The 20,794-nt window shown below is 50.9% G+C and carries 16 protein-coding genes; 11 read left to right on the plus strand and 5 right to left on the minus strand.

Features of this window, described 5'->3' with window-relative positions; all coding sequences use genetic code 11:
- The first annotated feature begins 86 nt into the window (after positions 1–86).
- The 6 genes from QU597_RS10445 (at position 87) to QU597_RS10470 (ending at position 9,519) form a co-directional block, all read left to right on the plus strand.
- On the plus strand, positions 87–1,097 hold the full coding sequence (locus QU597_RS10445) for an L-rhamnose/proton symporter RhaT (RefSeq protein WP_310832580.1): 1,011 nt from the start codon (positions 87–89) through the stop codon (positions 1,095–1,097).
- A 270-nt stretch (positions 1,098–1,367) separates the two neighbouring features.
- Complete coding sequence (locus QU597_RS10450; protein WP_310832581.1) at positions 1,368–3,401, plus strand: methyl-accepting chemotaxis protein; 2,034 nt, start codon at positions 1,368–1,370, stop codon at positions 3,399–3,401.
- Between the two features lie 179 nt (positions 3,402–3,580).
- Complete coding sequence (locus QU597_RS10455) at positions 3,581–4,819, plus strand: helix-turn-helix domain-containing protein (protein ID WP_310832582.1); 1,239 nt, start codon at positions 3,581–3,583, stop codon at positions 4,817–4,819.
- A gap of 363 nt (positions 4,820–5,182) precedes the next feature.
- Positions 5,183–6,019, plus strand: coding sequence for a BglG family transcription antiterminator LicT (gene licT, locus QU597_RS10460; RefSeq protein WP_310832583.1), 837 nt, complete (start codon positions 5,183–5,185; stop codon positions 6,017–6,019).
- Between the two features lie 116 nt (positions 6,020–6,135).
- The gene (locus tag QU597_RS10465) at positions 6,136–8,031 is read left to right on the plus strand and encodes a beta-glucoside-specific PTS transporter subunit IIABC (RefSeq protein ID WP_310832584.1); all 1,896 of its coding nucleotides are present in this window, start codon (positions 6,136–6,138) and stop codon (positions 8,029–8,031) included.
- 27 nt (positions 8,032–8,058) lie between these two features.
- Positions 8,059–9,519, plus strand: coding sequence for a 6-phospho-beta-glucosidase (locus tag QU597_RS10470; RefSeq protein WP_310832586.1), 1,461 nt, complete (start codon positions 8,059–8,061; stop codon positions 9,517–9,519).
- A 128-nt stretch (positions 9,520–9,647) separates the two neighbouring features.
- On the opposite strand, the gene QU597_RS10475 is transcribed toward QU597_RS10470, so the two are convergent.
- Positions 9,648–10,922: a histidine--tRNA ligase gene (locus tag QU597_RS10475; RefSeq protein ID WP_310832588.1), complete on the minus strand. Its 1,275-nt coding sequence runs from the start codon at positions 10,920–10,922 to the stop codon at positions 9,648–9,650.
- Positions 10,923–11,333: 411 nt separating this feature from the next.
- Here QU597_RS10475 and QU597_RS10480 point away from each other — a divergent pair, with 411 nt between their 5' ends.
- From QU597_RS10480 to QU597_RS10490, 3 genes are all read left to right on the plus strand, one after another.
- Entirely contained in the window at positions 11,334–11,996 is a 663-nt protein-coding gene (locus QU597_RS10480; RefSeq protein ID WP_310832589.1) for an HD domain-containing protein, read from the plus strand.
- 33 nt (positions 11,997–12,029) lie between these two features.
- Complete coding sequence (locus tag QU597_RS10485; protein ID WP_310832590.1) at positions 12,030–13,475, plus strand: DEAD/DEAH box helicase; 1,446 nt, start codon at positions 12,030–12,032, stop codon at positions 13,473–13,475.
- Positions 13,476–13,701: 226 nt separating this feature from the next.
- Positions 13,702–15,015, plus strand: coding sequence for a M20 family metallopeptidase (locus QU597_RS10490; protein ID WP_310832591.1), 1,314 nt, complete (start codon positions 13,702–13,704; stop codon positions 15,013–15,015).
- 106 nt (positions 15,016–15,121) lie between these two features.
- Here QU597_RS10490 and QU597_RS10495 read toward each other — a convergent pair whose 3' ends face one another.
- The gene (locus tag QU597_RS10495) at positions 15,122–16,837 is read right to left on the minus strand and encodes an ABC transporter ATP-binding protein (RefSeq protein WP_310832592.1); all 1,716 of its coding nucleotides are present in this window, start codon (positions 16,835–16,837) and stop codon (positions 15,122–15,124) included.
- A 207-nt stretch (positions 16,838–17,044) separates the two neighbouring features.
- On the opposite strand from QU597_RS10495, the gene QU597_RS10500 reads away from it, so the two are divergent.
- Positions 17,045–17,146, plus strand: a complete 102-nt coding sequence (locus QU597_RS10500) for a sporulation protein YjcZ (RefSeq protein WP_197071419.1) — start codon at positions 17,045–17,047, stop codon at positions 17,144–17,146.
- Between the two features lie 244 nt (positions 17,147–17,390).
- A complete protein-coding gene (locus QU597_RS10505) occupies positions 17,391–18,578 on the plus strand; it encodes a CynX/NimT family MFS transporter (protein WP_310833272.1) in 1,188 nt (395 codons plus the stop codon).
- A gap of 68 nt (positions 18,579–18,646) precedes the next feature.
- Here QU597_RS10505 and QU597_RS10510 read toward each other — a convergent pair whose 3' ends face one another.
- From QU597_RS10510 to QU597_RS10520, 3 genes are all read right to left on the minus strand, one after another.
- The gene (locus QU597_RS10510) at positions 18,647–19,405 is read right to left on the minus strand and encodes a class I SAM-dependent methyltransferase (RefSeq protein WP_310832594.1); all 759 of its coding nucleotides are present in this window, start codon (positions 19,403–19,405) and stop codon (positions 18,647–18,649) included.
- A 191-nt stretch (positions 19,406–19,596) separates the two neighbouring features.
- A complete protein-coding gene (locus QU597_RS10515; RefSeq protein WP_310832595.1) occupies positions 19,597–20,226 on the minus strand; it encodes a LysE family translocator in 630 nt (209 codons plus the stop codon).
- A complete protein-coding gene (locus QU597_RS10520; protein WP_310832596.1) occupies positions 20,223–20,690 on the minus strand; it encodes an Lrp/AsnC family transcriptional regulator in 468 nt (155 codons plus the stop codon). Before QU597_RS10520 ends, QU597_RS10515 begins: the two co-directional genes overlap by 4 nt.
- Positions 20,691–20,794: the final 104 nt, after the last annotated feature.

Below are 20,794 nucleotides of genomic sequence, written 5' to 3' on the forward strand. Positions count from 1 at the left end.
GCTCAAACTGAAAATTTTCATGTATAATCATCAGCATGTTCATTTAACCGGACGATTGTAACTTTATGCTTGGGGAGGATTTCAAGATGATTTACGGGTTTTTACTATTGCTGCTGGCCTGCTTTTTCCAGGGGAGCTTCGGACTGGGGATGAAGAAATATCAGCCCTTCTCCTGGGAGGCGTTCTGGGCGATCTTTTCCGTTGTTGGCATCCTGCTTATACCGGCGGTCTGGACGTGGATCGAAGTGCCTAACTTCGTGGACTATATCCGGCAGACCCCGGCAGATGTACTATGGATAGCCTCCTTCTGCGGCTTTTTATGGGGGATCAGCTCGATCATGTTCGGCAAAGCGATTGATTCCATCGGCGTCTCTCTTACATATGGCGTGAATATGGGTATTTCAGCTTCGCTTGGCTCGCTTATTCCCTTATTTATCTTCGGTAATATTCCAGCTGCTGCTTCGTTTACAGTGCTTTTGACCGGTGCGGCTATCATGCTGGCCGGCGTCGCGGTGATTACCCAAGCCGGACTGCTGAAAGAAAAAATGATAACTGCCTCTACATCCGGGACAAGCACCGCTAACGGTCTTACCAGGGGGCTGATCATTGCTTCCGTTGCCGGTCTAGGCTCGGCAGCGATGAATATCGGCTTCTCCTATGCGAATCAGACGGTGGATATTGCGGTTGCTGACGGAACTGCCAAAATCAGCGCCAGCCTTATTTCCTGGGTAATTACCCTCTCCGGCGGCTTCATCGCCAACATTGCCTATGCGCTTATCCTGCTAATCAAGAATCGGACATATAAAGATTATATTGCCAAAGGAGCAGGAACAGCTTACGCGAAGGCCTTCATTACCGCACTGGTCTGGTTTCTGGCACTTGGCTTCTACGCTAAAGCGACGGCTTTACTCGGGCCACTAGGTTCTGTAGTCGGGTGGCTTGTTTTTAACGGTTTGGCGTTGATTATCAGTAATGCCTGGGGTCTGAAGGATGGTGAGTGGAAAGGCTTTGCTGCTCCTAAACGGCTGCTGCTGTGGGGAAATGCGATTCTGATTCTATCGTGGATTGTTGTTGGTATCGCTAATAGCATGGCCTAAGCTTAGGCTGCCATCGGGTTGACCATAAGTCCCTTTCTCTTAAGGAGAAGAGGGACTTTTTGCTCTATTTTCCGGGCCGCGGCTTAGGTTTTGTAAACGAAATGTAAAATTAAATCTTAAATTTCGACAAAGTATGATATTTTTCACTGAATTTCCCCATGTCATCTTAACTATCAACAAAGATAATCCGATAATAAAATTAAACAATATTACATTATTTAGGGTGTCTAACAAGCAAGGATTAGATGAGGGCGGAAGGATGTTGAGAAGATGAAGATTCGGATGAAGCTATCAGTTATGATGATCGCTGTTACTATGATTTCAACAGCATTAATGGGGATTTTTACGTATAACAAATCTACCAGTACGATTCTCAATCTCACCGATGCCTCTATGGGGCAGGTCAATACCAACAAAGCACAGACGATTGAAGCGATGATCGACAAAGAAAAGCGGAGCATTCAGCTGGTAGCCGGGGAAACAGAAATCGCCGAAGTGCTGCTGGAAGAACAATCCGGTGCATTAGCCGCTGGCGATGAGCTTCAGACCGGAGTTAATACCAAGCTGCAGGCTTTGGTCAAGGATGCAGGCAATCTGGAGCATATGTTTGTGGTCAATATGAAAGGAATCATTGTTGCGGATAGCGATACCAAACTTGTGGGCACGGATCTCAGTGAACGGAATTATACGATCAATGTCTTGAAGACGGCTGCACCGGTGGTCAGCGAAACACTTAAGTCCAAGTCTACAGGAGCTTATGTACTTGCTTTTGTGCATCCGGTAACCAGCGGTGGCAAGATGATCGGGTTCGTCGCTTCAGCGGTGAATGCGAACAGTATTATCAAGTATCTGGCCGATGCCAAGGTGGCGAATGCGCCTTCCTCCTATGCCTATCTGGTGGATGAGACTGGAAATATACTCTATCATCCGGATGAGGCAAAGATCGGAACACCGGTAGAGAACGCCCAGATTAAAGCGGTTGTCGAGCAGGTAAAAGCCGGGAAAACCGTTAAAGACGGTAACGTGCAGTATCTTTATAAGGGCGCCGAGAAAAAAGCAGCCTTTACCGTATTGCCTAATACGAATTGGACGCTGGTTCTGACCGGTGACCTGGATGAAATTACAGAACCGGTTCAAAACATGACGAATTATATCCTTCTGCTGGGGATCGGGAGCCTACTGGTCACCCTGCTGATCGGGATCATTGTGGCAACCCGGATCTCATCGCCGATTATCAAGCTGACCGAGCTGATTAACAAGACGGCTGAGCTGGACCTGAAATACGATAAGCAGTATGAGCATCTGGTGAAAAATAAAGATGAGACCGGAACGATCGCCAAAGCGATGTTCCACACCCGGGCGGTACTGCGGGAGATGGCCGGAAGCCTGGTGGCGATTTCTGCCAAAGTGCTGGATAATGCAGAGACGCTTGAGAAGCTCTCCATTGATGTACGCGAGAATGCTCATGACAACTCGGCTACTACAGAGCAGCTGTCGGCAGGGATGGAAGAGACGGCGGCATCTACACAGGAAATGACGGCAGCAATCCATGAAGTGGAGAATAATGTGCGCATGATCTCCAGCCGCGTCAAAGAAGGGGCTGGAGTGTCCAGTGATATCACAGAGCGTGCATTGGTACTTCAGCAGGATGCCCTAACATCCACTGACAATGCCAAACGGATCTATGAATCCGTGCGGGTTGAAATGGAGAAAGCCATCGAGCAGTCGGGGGCCATCAATGAAATTAACGTGCTCGCCGATACCATCCTCTCTATCACCAGCCAGACTAATCTGCTTGCGCTTAATGCGGCCATTGAAGCCGCACGGGCAGGAGAGGCAGGCCGGGGCTTCGCCGTTGTGGCGGGTGAAATCCGCAAGCTGGCGGAGAAATCCTCTGAGACGGCTGCGGGCATCCAGGACGTCGTCAAAAATGTGTATTCCTCTGTTGAGCAGATGAAAGAAAATTCGGAGGCTATGTTAGTCTTTATAGATCAGAATGTATTAAGCGACTACGAACGGTTAACCGAAGTCAGCCAGCAGTATAATGATGATGCTTCCACGATCAAGCAGCTGATGGGGCAGTTCGAGGAAGCTGCCGATCATCTGAACGAGACTGTGTCCAGTATTGCCATAGCGGTGAATGAAGTTGCGGCTACTGTGAATGAAGGAGCAATCGGTGTGCAGGATATTGCCGAGAAAACTGCCGATATCGTTGAGAAGACCTTCCATGAAGCAGCTATGGCTGACGAGAATACCCAGAGCGCCAAAGAGATGCAGGGACTGGTAGAGAAGTTCAAAATATAAGCAGTATGTAACCCCGCCGGGAATCCGGCGGGGTTTTTCGCCTCCCTTTTCAAATAAATTTGGTTTTTGCGGGTTCTTCCTGTTTTTTTGGTCCATAATGATAGTAAGGAATGCGTTTTCGCCGGAATAAGGGAACAGAGAGGATTAATGCTGCTCCTGTTATAGGGGGTGATACTGCTATGTTTGAGATCAGGCAGGTAGAGGAAGAACAGCAGGGGAGCGGCCAGGTGCGGCAGCTGCAGGAGAGCTTTTTGCAGCAGATGGTCAAGGAGGATTGGCTCAGTATGGAACCTGTCAGAACCCGGCTGCGCCAGCTCAAGCTGACTGCGCTTGCAGGAGAGGGGTTGAAGCTGCGGTATGCTGCAATCGAACTGAAGGTGCGCTCAGAGCTCCTGGCTTCCAAGCCCAAGGACCGGCTGTTAGCAGGTACGCTATTTCAGAAGGTGTGCCGGGAGACAGCAGGCGGATGGAAGCATATTTACCCGTTCGGTGATGAATCTGATCCGCTGCGGATGTATTTTCTGATTCCTTCGAAAGAGGGAGTGGAGCATGCAAACCGTACCGGACGTTTCATAGAGGAACTCTTACAGAAACTTAAGGATATTATGGAGCTGGATTGCTCCGTTGCAGCCGGACTGGAAGTGAAGGGTCTGAAGCGGGTGAAAAATGCTTTTGCTTCCTGCCTGTGTGCCTTACACAGAACAAATAGGATTGCCGCAGAAAGCTGGAAAGAAGCAGGGCCGGGTATGGTAATGTCCTGGTTATCTCCTGAAGATGAACGCAGGCTGTCGCAAATGATTGAACATGCGGATTCCGCTGCGTATGAGCGGGAACTACGTTATATTTTTGAGGGCGATGAACCGGAACACACGCCGTTTCACATCACCATGTATAAGGCCATGCGGCTGCTGCTGCTCCTGACAGCTATAGCCCGTAAATTTGAATGCAGCGGTACGGCGTTAGGGAAATTTATGTGGAACAGCCACAAGACACTTGCTGCCTGCGCCTCACCTCAGGAACTGAAGCAGCAGCTGCATGAACTGGGACTGCTGGTAATGGAAGAAGTTACGCTGGTACGTAAGTCCCGCAGAAGCGCTCTAGCCGAAGCGGTCAGAAGATATATGGAACGAAACTATGGCTGTGAGCTGCCGCTTTGTGCTGCAGCACAACTGTTCGGCTTGGAGGAACATAACCTGTCCCGCCAGTTCAAACAGCATGTAGGCATTCCACTGGCCGATTATGTTGCCAAGATCAGAATGGCCAAAGCGGAGCAGCTGCTGCAGGCTGATGACCTGAAGCTGCCTGAGCTTGCACTGCTCGTCGGCTATTCCAGTATGAGCCATTTTGTCAGTACCTTCAAAAAATTCAGCGGCAAAAGCCCCAAGGAGTATCGCGATCGGATCCAGCGAACCCGTTAAGGACAGGATATGCAAGCGCTGGAGGCAGCCTGGAGCAGGGTCTTCTCCGGTTAACATATATTACCGAAAAGAAAGCGCATACTTTTCTCTTGTCAAAACGAAAAATTGATGTTATTCTGACTTTGGGATTGTTACTGAAAAGGCAAAACCCAGGACATGTGTTGAGACATGTTTTGGGTTTTGCCTTTTTTTAATCTTACCACTTGTACTCACTGTAGTTACAGAACGAATGAAACGGAGTGGGTGATGTTGAAATTCTAGTCCCTTTGGAAGCGCTTAACATTGTCGGCCGGCCGGAGTCTTCTTGTCCAGTGTCTAAATCCTGCTGTTTCAGCATTTCGGGATATGGAGGAGGCCGCTTGGATGATTATCAAAAAAATCTTTAACAACAACGCAATTGTCGCCAAAGATTCTCAGAAGCAGGAACTTGTTGTGATGGGCTGCGGGATTGGCTTCAAAAAAGCTATTGGAGATGCAGTGGAAGAAGGCTTAATCGAGAAGGTCTTCATCCTCAAACAAAAGGAAGCATCCGAAAGATTCAAGCTGCTGCTGGAAGACGTTCCATCAGAATATGTATCGCTATGCTACGACATCATAGAATACGGCAAGAATATGCTGCAAGTGCCTCTAAGCGAATATATCTATGTTACACTCACGGATCATATCCATAATACTTTTAAAATGTACGACGAAGGTATTCAGAATCCGAATCCGCTGATCTGGGAGATCAAAAAAATCTATCCCAAAGAATTTGCCGTCGGCCTAAAGGCGCTGGAATTCATCAAAGATACTGCCGGTAAGGAGCTGTCGGAAGATGAAGCGGGGAATATTGCCCTTCATTTAATCAATGCCCAGATCAACAGCACCTATCAGAAGACATCCGATGTAGCCGGCCAGACCCAGAAGATCCAGGACATTCTGAACATCATCAAATACACCTATAATATTACCCTTGACGAGAAATCGATCAGCTTCGAAAGATTCATCACTCACCTGCGTTTCTACTTCCAGCGGATTCATCAGAAGAAGAAGATGGAGCTGGACGATGATTTCTTATTAAAGCAGGTCAAAGCCAAATATAAAAATGCCTACAACTGCATGCTGAAAATAGAGAAGTACTTAAATACCGAACTGTCGGATGAAGAAAAGCTGTATCTGACCATTCACGTGCACCGTGTAACGGACCGGCAAACTGAATAGCTATTTTGGATTGTTACTGGTAAAGCAGGCGAGACCAAAATAGATAGTATGCTCTGTATGCTATCTATTAGGTCTCGTCTTTTTTTATAGAACTATCAAATAAAGGAGCGGTCAACATGAAATACGAAAAGCTGGCCAAAGAGATCATCCACAACGTCGGCGGTAAAGAGAACGTAAGCAGTCTGACGCATTGTATCACCCGTTTGCGTTTTAAATTAATAGATGAGAGCAAGGCGAACACCGATATTCTCAAGAATATGGACGGCATCGTGACGGTTATCCAGAGCGGAGGCCAGTATCAGGTGGTTATCGGCAACCATGTGCCCGAGGTGTATGCGGATGTCTCGGCGATCGGCGGATTTCAGTCGGCCGCAGCAGAGCCCTCAGACGAGAAAATCGGCTTATTCAATAAATTTATAGATATTATCTCGGGAGTGTTTACCCCGGCGCTAGGCGTATTGTGTGCAACCGGTATGATCAAGGGCTTCACCGCTTTGTTCCTGTCTCTGGGCTTGCTGACAAGCACCTCTGGAACCTATCAGATTCTGAATGCAATCGGAGACTGCTTATTCTACTTCTTCCCGATCTTCCTGGGATATACGTCAGCTAAAAAGTTCAATGCCAATATTTTCCTAGGAATGGCGATCGGGGCAACGCTGGTCTATCCTACTTTTTCTTCTATAACGGCTTCCGGGCAACCGATGTACACCCTATTTAGCGGCAGTGTTATTGAGTCACCCGTGTACCTGACCTTCCTGGGCATTCCGGTGATCTTAATGAGCTATTCCTCAAGCGTTATTCCAATCATTCTCTCGACCTATGTGGGAGCAAAGATTGAAGCAGTGTTTAAAAAGATTATTCCGAGCGTGGTCCGGACCTTCCTGGTTCCCTTCTGCACGCTGCTGATCATTGTTCCGCTGGCGCTGATTGTGATTGGACCGGTTGCCACCTGGGCAGGCCAGCTGCTTGGCGCAGGTACATTGTTTATCTATAATCTGAGTCCGGTCATTGCCGGCATTCTGCTAGGCGCCTTCTGGCAAGTATTTGTGATCTTCGGCCTGCACTGGGGGTTTGTACCGATTGCAATCAACAACCTTACCGTGCTGAAATATGATCCGATTCTGGCTGGTGTATTCGGAGCTTCTTTTGCCCAGACAGGTGTCGTACTCGCGATTCTGCTGCGGACCAAAAACATTAAATTGAAATCGCTTTCTATTCCAGCTGTCATCTCCGGGATCTTCGGGGTTACAGAGCCGGCCATTTACGGGATTACCCTGCCGCGCAAGAAGCCGTTTGTTCTAAGCTGTATAGCAGCGGGAGTCGGCGGCGGTATTATCGGCCTGATGGGAACCAAGGGATACATCCTGGGCGGTCTGGGGATTTTCGGAATCCCGAGTTATATCAGCCCTGAAGGCATGGATGCAGGATTTTATGGGGCAATTATTGGTATTAGCGTAAGCTTTGTGCTCGGGTTCCTGCTAATGTACTTCGGCGGATTTAAGGACGATGTGGTCAAAGATCAGCCTTCCGATGGCCCTAAGGGAGATATCCTGGTGAAGCAGGAGACAGTGAGCAGCCCGTTAAAAGGCGAGGTTGTCGCGCTTTCCGACGTAAAGGATGAGGCCTTCTCCACAGGCGCGCTGGGCAAAGGAATTGCTATCGAACCCGCCGAAGGCAAAGTGTTCTCTCCGGTAGACGGCGTTTTAACCTCATTATTCTCATCCGGTCATGCGATTGGAATCACCAGCGATCATGGGGTGGATATCCTGATTCATGTCGGCAAGGACACCGTTAAGCTGAAAGGGAAGCACTTCACACCCAGAGTGAAACAAGGAGACACCGTGAAAAAGGGCGACCTGCTTATGGAATTTGATATGGATGCGATTCGGGCAGCAGGCTACATCCTAACTACACCTGTTATCGTCTCTAATTCGAATAATTACCTGGATGTCATAGAAACCGGGAAGAAGTCTATCGGGTACAAAGAGGATTTGTTAACTGTAATGATCTAACACAACTTTAATGGGAGGCATTTAATCATGAACCAAATAACCAGACATTTTCCGGACGGATTTCTGTGGGGAGGAGCAACGGCTGCGAACCAGCTGGAAGGCGGCTACAACGAGGGCGGTAAAGGCCTGAGCACTGCCGATGTCATCACAGCCGGAACGCATACGACACCCCGCAAAATCACACCGGTGCCGGAGCAGGGGATGAACTATCCGAGCCACGAGGCGGTCGATTTTTACCACCATTATAAAGAAGATATCCGGCTGTTCGCGGAGATGGGCTTCAAGGTGTTCCGGATGTCGATGGCCTGGTCGAGAATTTTCCCCAATGGGGATGATGCGCAGCCGAATGAAGCCGGCTTGAAATTCTATGATGATGTATTTGCCGAGCTGCGAAAATATAATATCGAGCCGCTGGTCACCATTTCCCATTACGAAGCTCCGTTTCATCTGGCGCAGGAATACAACGGCTGGACAGACCGCCGGGTGGCTGATTTCTATGTGAACTATTGCGAAGTGATCTTTAACCGCTACAAGGACACAGTGAAATATTGGCTGACCTTTAATGAAATTAATATTCTGACCATGCCGTTCGGTTCATTTATGGCCGGAGCGATTATGCCGGAAGGTAATACAGAGTTCGGTCACACCGCAGGGCCGGCAGATGATGAACAGCAGAGATACCAGGCGCTGCATCACCAGTTCCTCGCCAGTGCGAGAGCGGTGAAGCTGGGGCATTCCATTAATCCGGATTTCAAAATAGGCTGCATGATCGCGTATATGTGTTCCTACCCGCTGACCTGCAATCCCGATGACATTATGCTCGCACAGCAAAAGGATAATTTAACCAACTTCCTCTGCTCCGACGTTCAGGTGCGGGGGGCGTATCCCGGCTTTGCCAAACGCTATTTTGCGGATAAAGGAATCGAAATCGCCATGGGAGAACATGATGAGCAGATTTTACAGGAGGGCCGGGTCGATTTCTATACCTGCAGCTACTATTCATCCACTTGTGTGAGCGCTGATCCGGAACAGGAGAAGATTGGCGGCAACCTGTCCATGGGACTGAAGAATCCTTATCTGCAGGCTAGTGCCTGGGAATGGCAGATTGATCCGAAGGGTCTCAGATGGTCGCTGAACAATATCTATAACCGTTATCAGATTCCGATGATGGTCGTAGAGAACGGCCTCGGCGCAGTTGACACTGTTGAAGAGGACGGATCTATTAACGATGATTACCGGATTGATTACCTCAGAGGCCATATTGCGGAAATGAAAGAAGCCGTGGCTGATGGCGTTGAACTGATCGGGTATACGCCCTGGGGCTGTATCGATCTCGTGAGTGCAGGAACAGGCGAAATGAAGAAGCGTTACGGCTTCATCTATGTGGATAAAGACAATGAAGGACAAGGCACACTGGAAAGATCACGGAAGAAGAGCTTCGGCTGGTACAAGCAAGTGATTGAGAGCAATGGAGAAGAGCTGGAATAATTCAAGCAGCGATTATAGAATGGTAAACAGCCGTATCAGATGAAGGTCTGGTACGGCTGTTGTGCTATAAGCCCGTGGATATTCAAAAGCATGGTGCTGGTATTCCTTGCGGAAGGTTCAGTCCGGCCTTAACCCGAAATAACCTTCTTCGCTTCTTCTGCCGTAACCACCTGCTCTGTTTGCAGCGTCATGTCCTTCAGCTGCAGCTTACCCTGCTCTGCTTCGCTCTCTCCGATCAGCAGACAATACCGGATGCCCTTGGCAGAGGCTGAGGCGAGTGTTTTTTTGAGCTTGCGTTTACCGGTGTCGACACTGACCCGGATGCCTGCATTCCGCAGTTCTGCTGCGGCGAGCAATGCCTGCGGCATGGTCTCGCCAATCGGTATGATCAGCACACCGGAATATTCCTCCTGAACCGGGCGCTCCCCGAGCAGTGCCATAATCGACTCCATCCCGAATGAGATGCCTACTGTCGGATACGGGATGTCATCGCGTCCCACCAGCTTGCCGATGATGTCATCATATCGTCCACCGCCGCCAAGGCTGGAGGGATAGCCACCTGTGGCATCGAAAATTTCATACACCGTTCCGGTATAGAAGGATAAGCCCCGTGAAAGAAACGGATCGAACACACAAACAGCGGAGAGTCCGGTGGCATCAATCAGCTGCTGCAGCGCCTGTACTTCAAGAACGCCAGGCTGACCGGTTAGTTCATAGCTGTCCGCCAGACTTCTGAAGTTGGTATTGTCCGTTTCCAGCAGCTTGGTAATGGAGAGCAGCGCTTCCGCAGACAAGCCCTTCTCGCGGAGCTCCGCCAGCACACCCTGACTGCCGATCTTGGCAAGCTTATCTAAGGTCAGCATTACGGAGAGGCTGTCATCCGCAGGAACGCCGACCGCAGACAGAATTTCACCAAGGAACCGGCGGTTGTTCCATTTGAGTACGATGGGAATCTCCAGCCTGCGGAAGACTTCCACGGCAAGCTGCATCAGCTCGGCTTCGGCCTGCGGGCCGGCAATTCCGACCACATCGGCATCACATTGCAGGAACTCGCGCAGCCGCCCTTTTTTGACCGGGCCATCACGGAATACCTTGCCAATCTCATAACGTTTATAAGGAAACTCGATTCCCGGATTCAGCGCGATTACTTTGGCGAACGGGATCGTAAGATCATAACGGAGCCCCAGCTTGCGCCCGCCCTGGTCAGTCAACTGGTACATTTCGCGGAGAATTTCGTCCCCGCCGGCATATTTGGAGGTCAGCAGCTCCAGCTCATTCAGCATTGTGGTCTCCATCGGTTCAAAATCATACAGCCCGAACAGTTCGCGCAGCGTACTCTGGACCTTTTGTCTGACCGCCTGCTCCCGTCCGAAATAATCATAGGTTCCTTTAATATTTTGCATCTTTCGCAGCTCCTTTTGGTATGATTAAGCCTAAATTCCGGCAAAACAATATAACCCCACAATGTGGCACACTCACATGGAGGTTAAATCAAAGCCTTTGTGGTGACCCCGAATTTATAGTTTTGAAATGAACAAAAAAACGCGCCGGACCTCGTGGTCCTGCGCGTTTCGTATCTCGCAGGGAGGTCAAACGCAAAATGCGTTAGCCCTCCCTGAACTCATTCAGGTGTGCTAACGCTGCTTGTGATGATGAAGCTGATTCTGTATGATGGAAATGCTGTTTATGAGGTTCATAGGAAAGAGCTCCCTTCAGTTTTAGATTACTGCACATTATAACGGATGAATATACGCCATGCAAGCAGCAATTTCAGCAGCAAACCGGATTGACTTATACGAAAAGGGGAATTATTTATGGGTAATCAACAATGGATAGCAGCAGCCGAAGACTTTGCCAAAGCACAGCTGGGCCGGGATACCACAGGCCATGACTGGTTTCATACAGACCGTGTGCGCAATACGGCTGCGCTGATCGCCGGGATGGAGGGGGCGGATGTCCTCATCTGTACAATCGCCGCACTGCTGCATGATGTAGCCGACGAGAAGCTGAATGACTCCAAGGAAGCGGGACTGCTCAAAGTACATAACTGGCTGGCAGAGCATCTCACAGATGAGCAAAAAATCAGACATATTATGCTGATTATTGAGACGATGTCTTTCAGTGGCGGCGGAGGGGCACCCATGTCTACACTCGAAGGACAATGTGTACAGGATGCGGACCGGCTGGATGCGCTTGGGGCAATAGGTATTGCGAGAACGATGGTTTTTTCGGGGGCAAAAGGACGCCCGGTCTACGATCCGGATCTAACGCCGCGCGATGAATCGCTGCAGAAGGAATACCGTGATTACTCTAAAGGGACGGCAGTCAATCATTTTTATGAGAAGCTGCTGAAGCTGAAAGACCTGATGAATACACCCTATGGACGCAAGCTGGCCGAAGAAAGGCATGATTTCATGCTGCTGTATCTGGAGCAATTTTATAAGGAATGGAATCAGGGCAGCCAGAAGCTGTTATAATGGGACCATGCTTAACACGGAAGGAACAACTACATGAGTGAATTACAGTTTAGAGATTATGATTTAAATGAAGAGATTATCAAGGCACTGGACGTTCTGGGCTATCATAGCCCGACCGAAGTACAGAGCAAGGTCATTCCGGCCGCGCTGAAGGGTCAGGATCTAATCGTCAAATCACAGACCGGCAGCGGCAAAACGGCTTCGTTCGGTATCCCGGTCTGTGAACTGGTGGACTGGGCGGAGAACAAACCGCAGGTTCTAGTTCTGACTCCGACACGGGAATTAGCCGCACAGGTCAAAGAAGACATTACGAATATCGGACGCTTTAAGCGGATCAAGGCGGTGGCCCTATTCGGCAAGCAGCCGTTTGCCCCGCAGAAGATTGAACTGACACAAAAAACGCATGTTGTCGTAGGCACGCCGGGACGGGTGTTTGACCATATCGAGCGCGGCACACTGCCGCTGAACCGGATCAAGACCCTCGTCATTGACGAAGCGGATGAAATGCTCAGCATGGGCTTTATCGAGCAGATTGAGAAGATCATCCAGCAGCTGCCGCGGGAGCGGGTCACAATGCTGTTCTCAGCGACGCTGCCGGAGGCTGTCAAGAACCTTTGCCGCAAATATATGACTCAGCCGGTGGATATTGAGATCGAAGCTGCCGGTATTACTACTGCATCCATTGAGCATGCCCTGATTGAAGTGAGACAAGCTGCGAAGTTCTCGCTGCTGTGCGACTTGCTGACGGTGGAGAATCCGGACAGCTGTATTATTTTTTGCCGCACCCAGGATCAGGTGAATGCGCTGTTCCGGGGGATGGCCGATCAGGAGCTTCCGGTGGACAAGATCCACGGGGGAATGATGCAGGACGAGCGGTTTGAAGTGATGAATGCTTTTAAGAGAGGCCAGTTCCGCTATCTGATCGCTACGGATGTGGCGGCCCGGGGCATTGATATCGAGAACATTACCCATGTAATCAACTATGATATCCCGATGGAAAAAGAGAGCTATGTGCACCGCACCGGCCGGACCGCCCGCGCAGGCAAAAGCGGTAAAGCCATCACGCTGGTTACGCCGAATGAACATAAATGGGTGGCGGATATTGAAGGGTACATCGGCTTCAGCATTCCGGTGATGAAGGCTCCGTCCGAAGATGCAGTAGCGTATGCCAAACCGGCTTTTGATCAGAAACTCGGAAAGAAGCAGGTCCGCAAAGTAGGCAAGACCGAGGTTATGAACGAGAACATCATGAAGCTGTATTTCAACGGAGGTAAGAAAAAGAAGCTCAGAGCCGTCGATTTCGTCGGTACAATAGCGAAGCTTGAGGGAATGACTGCTGATGATATCGGGATCATTACCATTCAGGACAACGTAACCTATGTGGATATTCTGAATGGCAAAGGGGCAATGGTGCTGCAGGCAATGAGGGATACTACGGTAAAAGGCAAGCTGCTTAAGGTGCATATTGCGAAAAAGTAAAGTGATGTAATAATTAATGTGACGCAGTAGCAGGGAGAGCCTCATTTCGCTGTGGATGGATTGCCATTCATGAGCAGAAGGAGGCTTTTTTGCGTGTAACCGTCTTTTCATAGCGGTAAAAGCTGGTTTTTACCGGTAACGTGATATTTACGGCTGCATATTGCTGCGGTATGTCGTACATTTCAACATAATCATAGGAATTACGGATACTGGAGGGATGTAAAAGATGATGAATGTCAGAAGCCGGGAATTCGCGGTTCCCTTTTTGCAAAGCTTAATCCAAGTGGATACCTGTAATCCGCCGGGGAACGAGCACCGCTTGTCGCTGCTGCTGCAGGAGTTTTTTCATGAGGCTGGCCTTGAGAGCAGTATTACCGGGATTGAGCAGGGACGCAGCAATCTGGAGGCGGTATTCAAAGGCGGAGGCAGCCGGAAGCTGATGTTCTGCGGACATTTGGATACCGTCAGCCCGTGGACGGCCGAAGCCGGGAGTTATCCGCCGCATGGTGCGGTAATCGAAGACGGTAAGATGTACGGCCGGGGAACCTCCGATATGAAAAGCGGGCTCGCTGCCATGCTGCTTGCCGCCGTATCACTGCACCAGGACGGCATCCGGCTGGGAGGCGATCTGGTTTTTCTGGCGACAGCCGGGGAAGAGGTTGACAGCTGCGGTGCACGGCAGTATGCGGAGCAGCACAGCCTGGCGGAGCTGGATGGCCTGGTCATCGCCGAGCCAACGGGGAGCCGCGTCGCTGTCGGCCATAAAGGTGCGCTATGGCTGCGGATTTCGCTCTTCGGGCGCAGCGCCCACGGCTCCATGCCACAGCTTGGCCTGAATGCCGTGGAGGGCATGATGGAACTAATCGCACTGATCCACCGCCATGCGCTGGAGTGGCAGGCCCATGATCCGGTGCTGGGGTCAAGCAGCTTGTCGGTCAACAAAATTGATGGCGGTGTGCAGACCAATGTGATTCCAGACCGCTGTACCATCGACGTGGACATCCGGACCGTTCCGCCGCTCCGGCATGCAGAGCTGCTTAGCGAAATCACGGCCAAGCTGGAAGAAATTCAGGAGCGGCACTCCGGCTACCGTTATCAGGTGGAGGAGCTGCTGGACAGGAGTGTTGTCTATACGGATCCCGGTGAGGAATTAATCCGAATTGCGCTGGAGCTCGCCGGACAGGCCGACGGCAAGGGTGAGAGAGAGTCGGATGGTAAAGATAGGGCAAGAGACTATGGCGCTGGAGGTGCTGGTGGTGCTGGTGGCGCGGAAAGTGCTGCTGATCCTGAAGATGTGGGTGATGGCGATGGTAGCTCTGATGGAGTAAAGGATGCTGTCCCAGCTGTGCGCGGGGTATCCTATTATACGGATGCCTCTGTACTCCATGATTACGGGAGACTGCCCGTGCTGATCTATGGACCCGGAGATCCCGGGCTTGCTCATCAGCCGGATGAGTGGATCGATATTGAAGCATATCTGGATTCGATTGAGTTCTACCGTAAGCTCGCCATCTCATACCTTGGAGTTTTCGGAGATTAGGCTGTGTCTGCTTATCACACCAAAAAACAACCTTCCGCCAGCAGACGATGAGGCTGCGAAGCGGAAGGTTGTTTTTGGGTTCATCATTAATTATTACGAATTGAAATTACGCCTGATACTGCGCCTGAAACAGACGGCTGTAAGTTCCTCCGGCATTCACCAGCTCCTCATGGCGGCCTTCCTCGGAAATGCCGTCCTCATTCACGACGATGATCCGGTCGGCATTTTTGATCGTCGTGAGGCGGTGGGCGATCACGAGCGTAGTCCGGCCCACAGACAACTCAGCCAGAGACTGCTGGATTGCGGCTTCCGTCTCGGTGTCAAGCGCTGAGGTGGCTTCATCCAGAATCAGAATCGGCGGGTTCTTCAGGAACATCCGGGCGATGGCCAGCCGCTGTTTTTGTCCGCCGGACAGCTTCACACCACGTTCTCCGATCACCGTGTCCATGCCTTCCGGCAGGCTGTTGATCAGGTCCTCCAGATGGGCACGCCGGGCAGCTTGCCAGATTTCCGGCAGCTCCGCCTCCAGCTTGCCGTAGGCGATGTTCTCGCGGATGGTCCCGGAGAAAAGGAATACGTCCTGCTGTACAATCCCGATCTGCCTGCGCAGTGAATGGAGCTTCAACTCGCGAATATCCGTACCGTCAATGGAGATGGAGCCGCCGGTAACATCGTAGAAACGGGGCAGCAGGCTGCAGATCGTTGTTTTACCGGCGCCGGAGGGTCCGACGAAGGCAATCGTTTCGCCGGCATTTACCTTCAGGCTGATATCCTGCAGCACCGGACGGGTGGCATCATAGCCAAAGCTGACATTGCTGAAAAGAATATCGCCGCGCAGGGAACCGGCCTGGGTTGCACCCGGTTTGTCGGCAATATCCGGCTCGGTATCCATGATTTCCAGATAGCGCTTGAAGCCGGCGATGCCCTTCGGATAGCTTTCGATCACGGCATTGATCTTTTCGATCGGCCGGAAAAACACATTGGCCAGCAGAATGAATGCTACAAATTCACCGATTTCAAGCTCCCCCTGAATGAAGAACCAGGCGCCGCAGACCATGACCACAATCGTAATCAGACGCGTCATCATATAGCTGACCGACGAGCTTTTGGCCATCAGCTTGTAAGCCATCAGCTTCGTCTGACGGAACATTTGATTGTCGGCAGCGAACAGCACCTTCTCATGTTCTTCATTGGCAAAGGACTGGACCACGCGGATACCACCTACATTGTCTTCGATCCGGGCATTGAAATTACCTACATTGCCGAAGAGCTGGTGGTAAGTGGAGGTCATATTGCGTCCGAAATGAATAATGACCCAGGCCATAACCGGCACAATAATGAAGGTTATGACAGCCAGCTTCAGATTGATGTCTGCCATTAAGATAAAGGCACCGATCAGCGTCATCACAGCAATAAATACATCTTCAGGCCCATGATGCGCCACTTCGCCGATATCATTGAGGTCATTGGTGATCCGGCCGATCAAATGACCGGTTTTATGATTGTCGAAGAAGCGGAAAGAGAGCTTCTGGATATGATCGAACATTTTTTTGCGCATATTGGTTTCGATATTGATTCCCAGCATATGTCCCCAATACGTGACCACATAATTCATGGCAGTGTTCAGGGCATAGATGGCAAGCAGGGCAACACAGGCCATCAGAATCAGCGGCCAATCCTGACCGGGCAGCAGATCATCAATAAATGTATTCACAGCCACCGGGAAGGCAAGCTCCAGCAGCCCCGCACCTACCGCACAGGTGAAGTCGAGAATAAACAGCTTTTTGTAGGGGCGGTAATAGGAGAAAAAACGACGCAGCATCTCTTGTTCACTCTTTTCTGTTGTAATATTCACTGTCAGTTGAGAGTCATTCTCAACTGCTCTTATTCTTAGGATACTAAAGAGGACATAGAGTTTTGTCAACCTTTACAATGTAGGGAATGAGCAGCATTTTATACCGTTTCACCCAGTCCGGCCTGGCCATTTTCGCATATTTTATCAGTATTCAAGTATAAAGGAGGAGTTAACATGAGCGAAAATGTCGGCGGATACAGCCCGTTCACTTCTACTGGCGCGATTCTGGTTTTGTTCATCCTGCTGGTAATCATCACTAAATCCCTCTGGGTATAAGGTTAGATGGTCTTATCTCGAAGCTGCCGGTCCTTATGGGCCGGCAGTTTCTTTACATAGAGGTGCCTGGAAGAGAAGCTGAAATCTTATGCAATTGCAGTCATGTAAGGTTATAATAAAACAATGTGCGTTGACATATGGGCAGTAATCCCTGACAAACCCGGGTTTGTCAGGGACTTGCGCTGCAACCGGGAGGAACATCATGACTGCAAAACCGCAAGACCGAACCTTACAAAATCCGGGCATGTCCCGTCCGGATGCCGGATCCGGCCGCTTCCTGCTGGTGCTGGGCATACTGTTTGTTGCCGCAGCACTGCGTGCTCCATTCACCTCTGTCGGACCGCTGCTGGGACTGATTCGTGACGATCTGGGCTTAACCAATACACTCGCGGGGTTTATCACTACTTTGCCGCTGCTGGCCTTTGCACTGTTATCACCTTTTGCGCCGCAGCTTGCCCGCAGGTATGGACTGGGAAATATTCTGCTGCTGGCTATGCTGGCGCTGTCGATTGGAATTCTGCTCCGCTCAGCGGCGGGAGTCGTTACTTTCTTTACAGGCACGGCGCTAATTGGACTGGCTATTGCCGTCTGCAATGTGCTGCTTCCCGGACTGATTAAGGGCAGATTTCCTGCACGGATCGGCCTGTTGACGGGCATGTATACAGTATCCATGAATCTTTGTGCAGCCGCGGCTTCGGGCTTCAGTGTGCCGCTTGCCGGTATTGCTGGCTTCGGGTGGCGGGGAACGCTCTCGCTGTGGTTTATTGTCGCAGCATTGTCTACGGTGTTCTGGATTCCTCAAATGAAGAATCTGGTTCAAGGCAACGGGACCCGTTCAGCTGCTGCTTCTGTCAACATATGGCGTTCACCGCTTGCATGGCAGGTAACGCTGTTTATGGGACTGCAATCCTTGCTCTACTATGTTCTGATTGCCTGGTTTTCGGTGATCTTAAGTGAACGCGGCATGTCTTCCGGCCATGCCGGCTGGATTCTGTCGCTGATGCAGCTGGCCCAGCTGCCGTTTACATTTTTTGTACCGCTATGGGCGGGAAGATTGAAGAATCAGCGGGGGCTTGTTCTGATCACCTCCATATTGTTCTTCCTCGGTATTCTCGGAATCTGGCTTGGCAGCAGCGGTTGGATGGCGCTGTGGGCGGTATGCATCGGTATCGCCGGCGGGTTCGCCTTCGGCCTCGCGATGATGTTCTTCAGCCTCCGGACCCGCACATTTCAAGAGGCAAGTGAGCTATCGGGGATGGCTCAGTCTGTCGGATATCTGCTGGCTGCCGCAGGTCCGGCATTGTTCGGGCTGCTGCATGATGCGACGCATAGCTGGAATGCTCCGCTGGCCCTGCTGGCAGCGGCAAGCCTGCTGCTGTTCGTTGTAGGGATGGGAGCCGGAAGAGACAGGTATGTAGGGGAACAGAGATAGCCGTTTGCTATCCGTAATAACTAAAAGAGCGCTCCGGAAGGAAATATTCCGGTGCGCTCTTATTATTTTTACCGTTTCGTGGCCGATACACGGATTCTCCGGTAATCCATTACCCAGACTCCGTCATAGAACAGCTGGGGTTTCAGCTCCTTTTCCAGGAACGCCAGCACTTCTTCACGCTGCGGAGGTGTCAGCACACTAAGTATCCCGTCGGCAAAAGTATTCAGCCAGCGTCCGAGGCCCTGCTCGCCGCCGGCGAGTGTGGTCGGACGGTCATAGCAGAGCGCGAGGCTGGCGGTCAGTCCATGCTGCTCCAGCAGTGTTGTGTACTCCGCGATGCCGGGGAAATACCAGGGCAGCACAAGCTTATCGGCGCAGCCGATAGCCTCGAAGGCGGGCGGCAGTCCGCTAATGACCGAAGCAATATTGCCCTGACCACCGAATTCAGCGATGAAGCGTCCGCCTGTGCGCAGGCTTGCAGCAATGCTCGCCGCAGCTCCTTCTGCATCCCTTAGCCAGTGCAGCGCTGCATTGCTGAAGATAGCATCGGCTGGCGGGTCGGCAGTATAATCCTGGCCATCGGCGAGGATGAACGCCAGCTCCGGGTGCTTGCTGCGGGCAGCAGCGATCATCTCAGGTGAAGCATCGATCCCGGTGACGGCTGCACCATAACCTGCGATGGCAGCAGCCAAATCCCCCGTGCCGCAGCCCCAGTCCAGGATTCGTTCGCCGGGCAGCGGCTTAAGCAGTTCAATAAGTGATTCGCCATATTGTGAGACAAAAGCCATATCCGTATCATAGGTTCCGGTATTCCATTGCTGATTCATGCGGGAGCTCCTTTCGGGTTACACAGGAATACTATTGTTGTAACACAGGGCACTCTTATAAGTGAAATATATGGATGTAATAGACTTTATTGTTTTTGCCTATCAGCCCCGTATACAACCTGCAGATAGGCGTGGCAGTCCGGGTCAGCACTTTGGAGAAATTGAGCTAGGGGTACACAGGGCAGCGGGGGTCAAGCCGGACCCCCATTCCCCAGACTGTATATAGCAGATATAATCCCGTATAAGCTGAACAGAATCAGGATGAGGGCTGAGGCCAGGCTCAGGGTTCGGGTGAAGGATTCAGGCAGCCTGCTGCTGATCCATAATATGACCGAAGTCAGGAGCAGCCACCAGAAGAATGACCCGAAGCCAATACCGGCCGGGAGTAAAAGTGAACCGCCGATGGTGCTGCCGAGTGATGCGGCCAGTGCTATAAAGCTAAGGATCGTCGCCGGATTGGCCATTGTCAGGAGGAATGAAGAGATCATGCAATAAAGAACTCCGTTGTGTCCGGTTTCCGGCCGGGATTCAGCAGCACCATTCCGCAAGCCTCTGACTCCAAGGTAGCCGATAAACAAGGAACCCAGGAGTTTGAGGGGGAATTCATAAGTAGAAGTGAATTCATTCACAATCCTGAAGCTTGTAACAGTCACCAGAGCATAACAGGTATCTGCCAGGGCAATCCCTGCTCCGGTAGCAAGACCTGCGAGTAAGCCCTGCCTCAGTGTCCTGTTCATGCACAGAATAGACATGGGTCCGACAGGGGCGGCAATGATGAAGCCGAAGCTAAAGCCGCCGATCAGTGCAGACCAGAGAGTCATGGCTCACGGTCCCCGGGCGGGAGAGGAACATTCGGTGTTTCCTTCACCGTACCCAAAATAATGGTCGTCCGGGTGCGTACAATTCCCGGAAGACTCTTCAGTTCTTCGCTGATGATCCGGTCAAGATCCCGTGTTCCGCGGCAGCGGATTTTCAGGACATAGTCGTCATCGCCTGCGGTGTGATGGCATTCCTGAATTTCCGGGAGCTTCTGCACTAGCTCCAAAAAAGCCTGCCGGTGTGCCGGGCGCTCAAGCGTAACTGCGATTAGTGCAGCCAGCCCATAGCCGGCTGACTCGGCATCTATCAGTGCTGTGTAGCCTTTGATCACTCCCTGTTCTTCCAGACGCCTTACACGGTCAGCAGCTGCCGGAGAGGAGAGGCCTAGTAATCCGGCCAGCTCGGCCCAAGTTATTCTTCCATTAGCCATCAGTGCCCTGATAATCTTGTGATCCGAAGAATCCATGCTTATCATCCTTTCTTTAGTAAGTTTTTTGATAATATATCGTATTTAAATTCATATTACAAGGTGAAATTCATCTACAACCTTATAATTAACAAAATTAATTG

Source organism: Paenibacillus pedocola, assembly GCF_031599675.1.
Lineage (GTDB): Bacteria > Bacillota > Bacilli > Paenibacillales > Paenibacillaceae > Paenibacillus_AQ > Paenibacillus_AQ pedocola.

Bases quoted from the DNA above. Each gene is read 5' to 3' on its own strand.
- QU597_RS10445 (WP_310832580.1), top strand. From the start codon at position 87: ATGATTTACGGGTTTTTACTATTGCTGCTGGCCTGCTTTTTCCAGGGG.
- QU597_RS10450 (WP_310832581.1), top strand. From the start codon at position 1,368: ATGAAGATTCGGATGAAGCTATCAGTTATGATGATCGCTGTTACTATG.
- QU597_RS10455 (WP_310832582.1), top strand. From the start codon at position 3,581: ATGTTTGAGATCAGGCAGGTAGAGGAAGAACAGCAGGGGAGCGGCCAG.
- licT (WP_310832583.1), top strand. From the start codon at position 5,183: ATGATTATCAAAAAAATCTTTAACAACAACGCAATTGTCGCCAAAGAT.
- QU597_RS10465 (WP_310832584.1), top strand. From the start codon at position 6,136: ATGAAATACGAAAAGCTGGCCAAAGAGATCATCCACAACGTCGGCGGT.
- QU597_RS10470 (WP_310832586.1), top strand. From the start codon at position 8,059: ATGAACCAAATAACCAGACATTTTCCGGACGGATTTCTGTGGGGAGGA.
- QU597_RS10475 (WP_310832588.1), bottom strand. From the start codon at position 10,922: ATGCAAAATATTAAAGGAACCTATGATTATTTCGGACGGGAGCAGGCG.
- QU597_RS10480 (WP_310832589.1), top strand. From the start codon at position 11,334: ATGGGTAATCAACAATGGATAGCAGCAGCCGAAGACTTTGCCAAAGCA.
- QU597_RS10485 (WP_310832590.1), top strand. From the start codon at position 12,030: ATGAGTGAATTACAGTTTAGAGATTATGATTTAAATGAAGAGATTATC.
- QU597_RS10490 (WP_310832591.1), top strand. From the start codon at position 13,702: ATGATGAATGTCAGAAGCCGGGAATTCGCGGTTCCCTTTTTGCAAAGC.
- QU597_RS10495 (WP_310832592.1), bottom strand. From the start codon at position 16,837: ATGCTGCGTCGTTTTTTCTCCTATTACCGCCCCTACAAAAAGCTGTTT.
- QU597_RS10500 (WP_197071419.1), top strand. From the start codon at position 17,045: ATGAGCGAAAATGTCGGCGGATACAGCCCGTTCACTTCTACTGGCGCG.
- QU597_RS10505 (WP_310833272.1), top strand. From the start codon at position 17,391: ATGTCCCGTCCGGATGCCGGATCCGGCCGCTTCCTGCTGGTGCTGGGC.
- QU597_RS10510 (WP_310832594.1), bottom strand. From the start codon at position 19,405: ATGAATCAGCAATGGAATACCGGAACCTATGATACGGATATGGCTTTT.
- QU597_RS10515 (WP_310832595.1), bottom strand. From the start codon at position 20,226: ATGACTCTCTGGTCTGCACTGATCGGCGGCTTTAGCTTCGGCTTCATC.
- QU597_RS10520 (WP_310832596.1), bottom strand. From the start codon at position 20,690: ATGGATTCTTCGGATCACAAGATTATCAGGGCACTGATGGCTAATGGA.